This is a genomic window from Frankia sp. AgB1.9, assembly GCF_016786355.1.
GTDB lineage: Bacteria > Actinomycetota > Actinomycetes > Frankiales > Frankiaceae > Pseudofrankia.
This window is the reverse complement of sequence record NZ_JADWYX010000075.1, coordinates 1-8,409: the sequence shown is the minus strand read 5'-3', so window position 1 is coordinate 8,409 and position 8,409 is coordinate 1. Positions and strand designations below refer to the sequence as shown.

Genomic DNA, 8,409 nt, shown 5'->3' with positions numbered 1-8,409 from the left:
CCCGGGGGCCGGGGGGGGCCCCCCCCCCCGGGGGGGGGGGGGCCGGGGGGCCGGGGCCCCGGCGCGGGCCCCCCGCGGCAGCGGTCGGTATCCAACGCGCCGGACGGTAGGGCCGGGCGGTGCATCCGTGGGTCGACCCCCGGCACGCGGTGTTCGGCCTCCGAGGCGGCGTGTCCGTCCTCACAATGGCCGACGTTGAGTGAGCGCCTTGACGGCGCGGCGTGGCCGGTGCGGGCGGCCCGGTCACTCCCCGGCGCGCTTGTCGGCCGTGGTGCGGGGCCGGTGGCAGTGGGTGGCGAGAGCGTGGGAACGTGTCGGGATTTGTCTGGCCGGACGTTCTTCTGTATTGGCGTGTGAGTCTGGTTACCGGGGTTTCCGGGGTTTGCCAGGGCTGGGTTCTGGCTGTCATGGTGGTTCTCGTGCCGCGCTGGACGGCGGGGCACACGCCGGGCGGGACGCCTTTTCTTTGCCCCCGCGTCACGGCGTTTTCTTCGGACCTGTTCGGCAGGGACTGAGGGTGGGCGCGTCACCGAGGTGGCGCCTGGCATCGTAGTGTCGATGCCCTTTCCGGGTTACGGATTCCAGGCCGGATTTTCGCCGGGTTGGAGTGCGTGCGGATTTCTGCCCGTCTTCGGAGGCGTGGGAAAGGACTTCAATCTTGCTTCGTGGCCTCTCCACCCGTGCCCGTGCGATGATCGCTACCCCGGCGTTGGCCGCGGCGGTCGTCGGGACCGGTCTGGTCGCCACCCAGCCTGCTTCCGCCTCGGCCCGGCCGTCGGCGGCGCATTTCCTCTCGGCCGTGGTGCCGTGCGAGTCGGGTGGCAACCCGCGCGCGGTGAACTCGATCGGTGCCGGCGGGCTTTTCCAGTTCCTGCCGTCCACGTGGCACGGACTGGGCGGAAAGGGTCTGCCGCAGAACGCCTCGGTCTCCGAGCAGTGGGCCAAGGCCTACAAGCTGTACTCCATGTCCGGCACCAGCCCGTGGTACGCCTCGAAGGGCTGCTGGGGCCACAAGATCTGAGCCTCACGCCGCATCGGCGCTGAACGAACATTCACGATGCCCCGCGTCTCGCGACGCGGGGCTTCGTGCCGTGCTGGGGGAGTTGCCGTGCTGGGCGGCCTGCCGTGCTGGGCGGGTGAACTCAGCCGCCGACGACCGGCAGGACCGGGACGCAGATCAGCGGCTTGGGGTGTTGGGGATCGAGCGCGTTCTCGACGAAGCGCAGGGCCACGCGGTCATAGGCGATCGAGATGTGGTCGGAGCCGTCCAGGATGCAGCGGTCCTGCAGGGTGATGTTCTTGACGTTGGAACCGGACAGGAACGCCGAGGTGTAGGGCGTGACGATCTCGTCGTACCTGGTCTCGATGACGGTGTAGTGGACGCTGGGCCGGGTGCCGCCGCCCGCGTTGAGCGCCGTGAGGAACGGTGATCCGATGATCTGCTCGGCGCACGACGCGCAGGCCGAGGCGACGGTGCTGGACAGGCCGAGGGCCTGGGCGATCTGGGCCAGGCCGTCGAGGGTCGTGCCGTGGTTGGAGGGCGCGAGGCCGATCAGCGCGTTGACCTTCGCGTCGCCGCCGAGGTTGTTGATGTAGTAGCGCGGGAGCATGCCGCCCTGGGAATGGCCGACGAGGTCGACCTGGGACGCGCCGGTGGCGGCGAGTACCTGGTCGATGAAGGTGGCGAGCTGGGCCGAGCTCTGCTCGATCGGGGCGGTGGCCTGGATGTAGGCGTCCGGCGATGCGCCGCCGATGTTGGGCGCGAAGACGCAGTAGCCGTCGTTCTTCAGCAGTGGCGCGAGGGCCTGCCATTCGTTCGTCTTGTCCGCGAGTGTGCCGTGGACCAGGACGACCGGCCGAGGATGGGCCGCGCTCGGCCGGCAGGAGAAGTCGTTGGAGCCGGGTGGGTCGGCGTTCGGCTGCGCCAGCGAGATCGCGACCGCCGCCGGGAAGTTGTAGAGGACGGGCAGCGGCGCCGCCGCCGAGGCGGCCGCGGCCGTCCCCACTCCGCCGGCGAACAGGGCCGTGACCAGCGCCGCCGGCAGCGCGATCAGTGCGGCGCGTCGGGGTAATCGGCGGCGAAGGCGGTTGACCAGCATGAGCGACCTCCCGGGTTGCTGCCGCCCGGGCCGGCCGGGCGCCGGGCCGGAGCGGATCTGGTGGGTGGAGATAGTTACCTACTGGTAGGTAGGAAATGTCTAGGAAATCTTGCTGGCCCGTCACGGCCGGCGGTCGGCCGCGTTCTCGATCGCCGGAGGCTGACCAGGAAGATCTAGCGGGCGGCGGTCCGGTGAACCGGCCGCCGGCCGCCGATTTGCGCGGCCGCGGTCCTCGATTGGCTAGCACTTTGGTGTCGGTGTGAGCGCCGCGCCCGCGATTGGCCGCTCGGCGGGATCGCCATCGGCTCACGGGGGTCACCGTCCGGCGGCGTCCGTCGCCGTTTGGTCCGGCGACGGCGGCGGCGCGCGGGACGTGCTGGCTCCGCTATCGTTGACCATGAGGAGTCTGGATAGCGCTACTGCCCGCTGGTGGGTATCGGGCCGCGTTCTCGGCGGCGCGGGGGTACTGGCGTTCAGCATGTCGCTGCCGGCAACCCGGGTCGCGGTCGAGGACCTGAACCCGTGGTTCGTGGCCTTCGCGCGGGCGGTGGGCGCGGGCCTGCTCGCGTCCGGCTACCTGAGGCTGACCGGGTCACCCCGGCCGACCCGCGACCAGTGGCGGCAGCTGGCGGCGGTGGCGCTGGGTGTCGTGTTCGGGTTCCCGCTGCTGACGTCGCTCGCGCTGACGTCCCAGACCGCGGCGCACGCGGCCGTCGTCATCGCGGTGCTGCCGGCGTGCACGGCCGTGTTCGCGGTCCTGCGTGGCCGGGAGCGTCCGCCGCCGCTGTTCTGGGCCGCTGCGCTGGCCGGGCTCGTCGCGGTGCTCGCGTTCCTGGTGGCGTCGGGAGCCGTGTCGGGGGGCCTCGGCCCGGCGGACCTGGCTCTGCTCGGTGCCGTCGGCCTGTGCGGGCTCGGCTACGCCGAAGGCGGCCGGCTGGCCCGTGAGCTGGGCGGCGCTCGCACCATCTGCTGGGCGCTGGTCGGTTCGCTGCCGCTGACCGTGCCCGCGACCGTGGTGGTGACGATCCTCGACCCGCCGCGCGCAGGGCCGGCCAGCTGGCTTGGGTTCGCGTACGTGACCGTCGTGTCGATGTTCCTGGGCTTCTTCGCCTGGTACGCGGGCCTTGCCCGCGGCGGTGTCGCCCGGACCGGCCAGCTGCAACTCGCCCAGCCGGTCCTCACGCTGGCCTGGTCGGCGCTGCTTCTGCGTGAGCACGTCAGCCCGGCCGCGCTCGCCGTCTCCGGGCTCGTCCTCGCCTGCGTGGCCCTGACCCAATACACGCGGTCCGGGGACGCCAGGAGAAACGTAAACGGAGCAATCGGGGCTCAGCGCCAATGGGAACGCCAGTGCGACCGTGTCGGCGATTTGTCGAACGCACGCAAACAATGAGATGTACGGACAGGCCCACCGTGTGGGACGCTGACCGCGACGCCGCCCGCGGCCGCACGGCTTCACCCGGACGGTCACGGCCAGGCGGTGCGCGGCGCCTCACAGCGGAGTGTTCATGGCCCCCTCTGCCGATCGGACCGAGATCAGCGCACGGCTCCTGATCCTCACCGAGGATCGGGTGCTGCTGGCCGGCCATCGTGGGCGGACCTGGTATTTCCTGCCAGGCGGCCGGCTCTCACCGGGCGAGACCATCGAACACGCGCTGCGCCGCGGGACCGGTCAGGAGACCGGCTTCGACATCCGCGCGCTGGACTTCGTCGGCTGCGTCGAGCACGACTACTCCGTCGGCACGGACAAGGTCCATGAGCTGATGACGGTGTTCGCCGCGCCATTGCCATGGGCCGCGCAGATCATCAGCCATGATCGGGAGTTGCATCTGTTCTCGGTCGACCTCGACGACCTCGATCGGCTCGACCTGCGTCCGGCCGCCCTCAAGAATATGATCTTCGACTGGGTCCGGGACGCGCAGCCGGCCTGGCGGACCAGCCTTCCCGCCGGCTGACGACCCGGCTGGTCGGCGGCCGCGAGATCGAGACAGACGCCGGCAACCAGGAAGACGTGTACACCAGGAGAGGGGACATGGCCGTGCCGCCCGCCATCCGGCTCGACGTGAGGCTCGTCGCGCTCGTCGACGACAAGGTGCTGCTGACCCGTCCGCCGGCCGAGCTCTGGCACGCGCTGCCCGGCGGCCCGGTCGGGGCGGGGGAGGGCGCGGAACGCGCGCTGGCCCGCCACCTCGACGGACTGCTGGTCCCGGCGGCCGGGGCGCTCGCGTTCGCGGGCGCCGTCGAGCACACCGGTGACGCGGGCGAGGCCGCCGCCGACACGCCCGCGCCAGCCTCGTCAGACGCGGACGGGGCCGAGCCATCGTGGGCTCACGGAACTCCGGGCTCGGAGCACGTCCTGACCCTGCTGTTCGCGGCCGAGTGGTCAGCCGATGACGAGGCCCCGCAGATCTGGCGGGGCCAGCAGGTCAGCCTCGTCGGCGTCGACGACCTCGTGGTGACCAGGCTCGCGCCGCTGCCCGTGGCCTGGGCCACGCGGCACTGGCTGGCGAACGCCCGGCCGGGTTGGCGCCGGTTGGCGCCCGCGGCGGCCGAGGCGGCCTGGCACGGCGGCCGGCCGCCGGTCGCGGCGGTCCGGGCCCAGCTGGCCGCCCGGCGCGACCAGTTGCGGGGCCGACGGTTCCGGGACGCCGCCGTGGCGATGTGCGCCCTGGTGGCCGCCGCGGACGGCCGGATCGACCCGGCCGAGCGGGAGGGCCTGCGGGCCTTCCTGGCGACCGACCCGGTGATGGCGTACTTCCCGACAGACGAGCTGGAGCGGGTGTTCGAGCAGCGCCTGGCCGCGCTGGCCGCCGACTTCGAGGTGGGCAAGCACGCCGCGCTCGGTGAGATCGCGAAGGTGCGCGGCCGGCCGGCGGAGGCGACCGCCGTCCTGCGGCTAGGGGAGGTGATGGGCCGCATCGACGGCGCCTTCCCGCCCGTCGAGCAGGAGGTCCTCAGCGAGGCGGCCGCCGTCCTCGGCCTGGACGCCGCCCACCCCGCCTGACCGGGCCCCCAGCCCGGCGCCGGACCCGCGGCGCGATCAGGCCACCGGGGGATGGCGCAGGCGGGAGAGCGGGATCTCGTGCGGCTGCCAGCCGGCGAACTCGGTGACGCCGTCGAGGCCGTGAACCGGGCGTCCCAGCTCGACGAGCAGCGACAGGCTGTAGGCCACCCGTCCGGTCAGCTCGTCGGGGGAGCAGGTCGCCAGTGCCAGCGCGGCCTCGGCCACGGTCTCCACCGGCTCGGGGCTCGCGTCGGAGGAGGGCCAGTCGTCCCGGGTCCGCACGGCCGCGTCCGGCGCGAGCACGTTCACGGCGATGCCGTCGGCGTACGCCTCGGCGGCCAGCGACATGGTCAACCGGTGCAGCGCCGCCTTCGAGCTGCCGTAGAGCGAGCCCTGGAGGTCCGGCAGGGTGCCGCCGTACGGCGGGCCGACCGGGGCCTCCGCCGCCGCGCTGCCGATGTTGATGATCCAGCCGCGGCGGCGGGCGCGCATCCCGGGCAGCGCCTGGCGGCACAGCTCCCAGGGCGTGCGCAGGTTCACCTCGAAGACCGTGTCGATCCGCTGGTCGGCGATGTCCAGGAACGGCATGTAGCCGCCCATGCCGGCGTTGTTGACCAGGATGTCCAGCGGCCCGAGCCGCCGCTCGACGGCGGCGACCAGCCCCTCGCGGCCGCCGTCCGGCCGGGCCAGGTCGGCGGCGAGCGCGATGGCCGTCCCGCCGGCGTCCGCGATCCGAGCGAGCACCCCGGTCAGCGAGCCCGGATCCCGGGGGTCGCCCTCGCGCACGGCCTGAGCCGTCAGCGCGACCGCCGCGCCCTCGGCGGCCAGCCGGATCGCGATCGCCGCGCCGATGCCACGGCTCGCGCCCGTGACCAAGGCCACCCGCCCCTCGGCGTCCCCCATGCACGTTCTCCTCTGTGCCTCCGTGGCGCGCGACCAGCCGCGTCGCGCGCCACGGCCCGCTGCGGCCGGCGCGCGGCCCTGAACTGTCACGTATCCGCCGGCTCCGGTCCCGGGCAGGTCGGGATCGTGTGGATGTTCCGGACATGGCGGCATCGCGTCGCGCAGGTTAGCACCGCGTAATTGACGTGTGCGGCGTTCTTGGCCGATTCCTGATCTCTCGCGGGCTGCGCCGGGGCGCCCGTTCACTCGGGTCGGTGCCGGTCTGGGAGTGGGACAGGGGCAGACTGGCGGGCGTGGGTGCAACCGACGAGGGCGAGCAGGTCACGGTGCGGCTGACGGGGGAGGCGGCTGAGCTGGTGCGCTCGGCCGCCGACAGCCTGGGAGTGACGCTGGAGGACTTCGCCGCGGAAGCGATGCGGCGCCACGCCGCTGACACGCTGGCGGACCGGCGGCTGTTCGGGGCGACGGACGTCGTCTGGAAGGAGCTCGCCGAGCTGCTCGGCGGCCCGGCGCCCGACGAGGCGTCGCGGCTGCGCGAGCTGCTGGAGGACGGACCGGACGAGGAAGCCCGGTGAGCCCGAGCGCGTCGGGCCCGCCCACCCGGCTCACCGACCAGCACGACACCCGGGGCTTCCGCGGCGGCGACGAGGTCCTCGACAGCTGGCTGCGACATCACGCCCTGGAACAGCAGGAGGAGGGCGTGACGACGTTCGTCGTCACCGCCGGCGCGGGCCGGGTTGTCGGCTACTACTGCCTCACCCGCGGCGCCGTCGAGCCCAGCCGGGCGCCGGTCGTGTCGCGCTGGCGTTCACGCCGAGCGCCCGCCGCCACGCTCGGCCCGCTGCCGGCCCTGGTGATCGGCCGGCTCGCGGTCGACGAGACCGCCCAGGGCCGCGGCGTCGGGGCCCGGCTGCTGCGGGACGCGGTCATGCGGGCGGCGACCGTCTACCGGACCGCCGGTCTGCCGCTGTTGCTGGCGCACGCCGTCTCCGACCAGGCCAGGAGCTTCTACCGGCACTTCGGTTTCGCCTCGACGCGTCTCGACCCGTACGTGCTCGCGCTGGCCGTGCGGCACGCGTCCACGGGGTCCGGGCCAGACCTCGGCGGCTGACGGCCAGCCCGGCGGAAAACGGGACGGTCCGGTCGGAAATGCCACGGCCGAGTGCTCGGCGTAGTTTCTGCGCGCCGGAATTCGGGGAGTTCCCCTACGGCACCGCACCGGTTTCAGCCTGACCCGAAACGATGGTGAAAAGGCTCGATCGATTACACCCTCCGACCACGAGCTTCCGGGTACGGCGAGAGCCGCCGCCAGAAGATGGCTCGGGAGAGACGAGGTTGTCGCCAATGGCGAATATGGCCGGTCGCGGTCCTGCGACCCATGATGGCCCCGGAACCACCGCGACCAAGGCCGGCCGCGGTAAGGGACGCAGCTTCGCGTCCCATGACGTCCCGATTATCGGCCTCGGGATTCTCGGCCTGATCTTCAGCTTCTTGCCCTGGTTCGGCACCAGATACCGGGGTTACACATACGACAACTACGGCTATGGCACGCTGCACACCTGGACCGGCAGCCTCAACGCGTGGCATTCCGGCGCGCTGGCGTGGATCCCGATCGTGCTGATGCTGGTCGCGGCCGGGCTCGCCGCGGCGCACCTGCTGGGCCGGGGCAAGGTGCCCGGGAGCGGCGCCAGCCATTCCACCGCGATCGCCGCGCTCTGCGCGGTGGCCGCGCTGCTGATCGTGATTCGCTGGATCTCCCTTCCGCATGTGAACGCCAACTACGGCTACGCCGCGGTGGCGTCCGGGGCGCGATACGGTCTGATCCTGGGCCTCATCACCTCACTGGTGATGACGCTGCTCGCCCTTCGCCGGCTCAAGGCGAGCGGTGAGCGCACCCACGGCCAGGGCCACGTCGAACGTGACGCGTCGATGTCGGGCTACTCGGGCCGCGGCGCCGAGCGCGCTCGGGTCATCGACCGTGACCGGCAGTACGCCGGCCGCGACGACCAGCCCCAGGAGGTCGGCCGCACCGGCGGCACGACCGCCGAGCGGTCCCGTCCCGACAGCCGTGGTGGCTATGAGGCCGAGGGCCGCGGCGGCCAGGGCTCCGAGGGACGTGGCGCCTATCGCGGTCCGGACACCGGCGGCGGCTACGGGCAGGAGGAGGGCCGCGGCGGCTATGGCCAGGAGGGCCGGGGCGGCTACGGACAGGAGGGCAGGGGCGGCTACGGCAGCACCGGACCGAACGCCGATCCGGACGCCGGTGGGCGTGACCCAGGCCGTGACCAGCACTGGGACCGGTGACCTGAGGCGACGAGCCTGACCGGTTCCCGCGGCCGCCGGCCCGCGCGGGGTAGCCCGGGCGGCGGGGGGGTTTTCACCAAGGCGCGCCCCCGCGCCACGGCG

The 8,409-nt window shown here is 73.0% G+C and carries 9 protein-coding genes; 7 read left to right on the top strand and 2 right to left on the bottom strand.

The window, feature by feature from the left end:
* Positions 1-691 precede the first annotated feature (691 nt).
* Positions 692-1,021, top strand: a complete 330-nt coding sequence (locus I6A60_RS26255) for a transglycosylase family protein (RefSeq protein ID WP_203020037.1) — start codon at positions 692-694, stop codon at positions 1,019-1,021.
* Between the two features lie 121 nt (positions 1,022-1,142).
* On the opposite strand, the gene I6A60_RS26250 is transcribed toward I6A60_RS26255, so the two are convergent.
* Complete coding sequence (locus I6A60_RS26250; RefSeq protein ID WP_203020020.1) at positions 1,143-2,099, bottom strand: triacylglycerol lipase; 957 nt, start codon at positions 2,097-2,099, stop codon at positions 1,143-1,145.
* Positions 2,100-2,496: 397 nt separating this feature from the next.
* Here I6A60_RS26250 and I6A60_RS26245 point away from each other — a divergent pair, with 397 nt between their 5' ends.
* The 3 genes from I6A60_RS26245 to I6A60_RS26235 all read left to right on the top strand — a co-directional run bounded on the left by I6A60_RS26245 (position 2,497) and on the right by I6A60_RS26235 (position 5,100).
* The gene (locus I6A60_RS26245) at positions 2,497-3,489 is read left to right on the top strand and encodes a DMT family transporter (RefSeq protein ID WP_238436282.1); all 993 of its coding nucleotides are present in this window, start codon (positions 2,497-2,499) and stop codon (positions 3,487-3,489) included.
* 115 nt (positions 3,490-3,604) lie between these two features.
* A complete protein-coding gene (locus I6A60_RS26240) occupies positions 3,605-4,051 on the top strand; it encodes an NUDIX domain-containing protein (RefSeq protein ID WP_203020022.1) in 447 nt (148 codons plus the stop codon).
* A gap of 77 nt (positions 4,052-4,128) precedes the next feature.
* Positions 4,129-5,100 (top strand): TerB family tellurite resistance protein, encoded by a 972-nt coding sequence (locus tag I6A60_RS26235; RefSeq protein ID WP_203020024.1) that lies wholly within the window; start codon positions 4,129-4,131, stop codon positions 5,098-5,100.
* A gap of 36 nt (positions 5,101-5,136) precedes the next feature.
* Here the strand turns inward: I6A60_RS26235 and I6A60_RS26230 are convergent, their stop codons facing one another.
* Positions 5,137-6,003: an SDR family NAD(P)-dependent oxidoreductase gene (locus tag I6A60_RS26230; protein WP_203020026.1), complete on the bottom strand. Its 867-nt coding sequence runs from the start codon at positions 6,001-6,003 to the stop codon at positions 5,137-5,139.
* A gap of 293 nt (positions 6,004-6,296) precedes the next feature.
* Here I6A60_RS26230 and I6A60_RS26225 point away from each other — a divergent pair, with 293 nt between their 5' ends.
* From I6A60_RS26225 to I6A60_RS26215, 3 genes are all read left to right on the top strand, one after another.
* Positions 6,297-6,578: a DUF1778 domain-containing protein gene (locus I6A60_RS26225; RefSeq protein WP_307873880.1), complete on the top strand. Its 282-nt coding sequence runs from the start codon at positions 6,297-6,299 to the stop codon at positions 6,576-6,578.
* Complete coding sequence (locus tag I6A60_RS26220) at positions 6,575-7,114, top strand: GNAT family N-acetyltransferase (protein WP_203020030.1); 540 nt, start codon at positions 6,575-6,577, stop codon at positions 7,112-7,114. The genes I6A60_RS26225 and I6A60_RS26220 overlap by 4 nt, the downstream gene beginning before the upstream one ends.
* Before the next feature lie 242 nt (positions 7,115-7,356).
* The gene (locus I6A60_RS26215; RefSeq protein WP_203020032.1) at positions 7,357-8,307 is read left to right on the top strand and encodes a DUF5336 domain-containing protein; all 951 of its coding nucleotides are present in this window, start codon (positions 7,357-7,359) and stop codon (positions 8,305-8,307) included.
* Positions 8,308-8,409: the final 102 nt, after the last annotated feature.

Bases quoted from the DNA above. Each gene is read 5' to 3' on its own strand.
- I6A60_RS26255 (WP_203020037.1), top strand. From the start codon at position 692: ATGATCGCTACCCCGGCGTTGGCCGCGGCGGTCGTCGGGACCGGTCTG.
- I6A60_RS26230 (WP_203020026.1), bottom strand. From the start codon at position 6,003: ATGGGGGACGCCGAGGGGCGGGTGGCCTTGGTCACGGGCGCGAGCCGT.
- I6A60_RS26245 (WP_238436282.1), top strand. From the start codon at position 2,497: ATGAGGAGTCTGGATAGCGCTACTGCCCGCTGGTGGGTATCGGGCCGC.
- I6A60_RS26215 (WP_203020032.1), top strand. From the start codon at position 7,357: ATGGCCGGTCGCGGTCCTGCGACCCATGATGGCCCCGGAACCACCGCG.
- I6A60_RS26240 (WP_203020022.1), top strand. From the start codon at position 3,605: ATGGCCCCCTCTGCCGATCGGACCGAGATCAGCGCACGGCTCCTGATC.
- I6A60_RS26250 (WP_203020020.1), bottom strand. From the start codon at position 2,099: ATGCTGGTCAACCGCCTTCGCCGCCGATTACCCCGACGCGCCGCACTG.
- I6A60_RS26235 (WP_203020024.1), top strand. From the start codon at position 4,129: ATGGCCGTGCCGCCCGCCATCCGGCTCGACGTGAGGCTCGTCGCGCTC.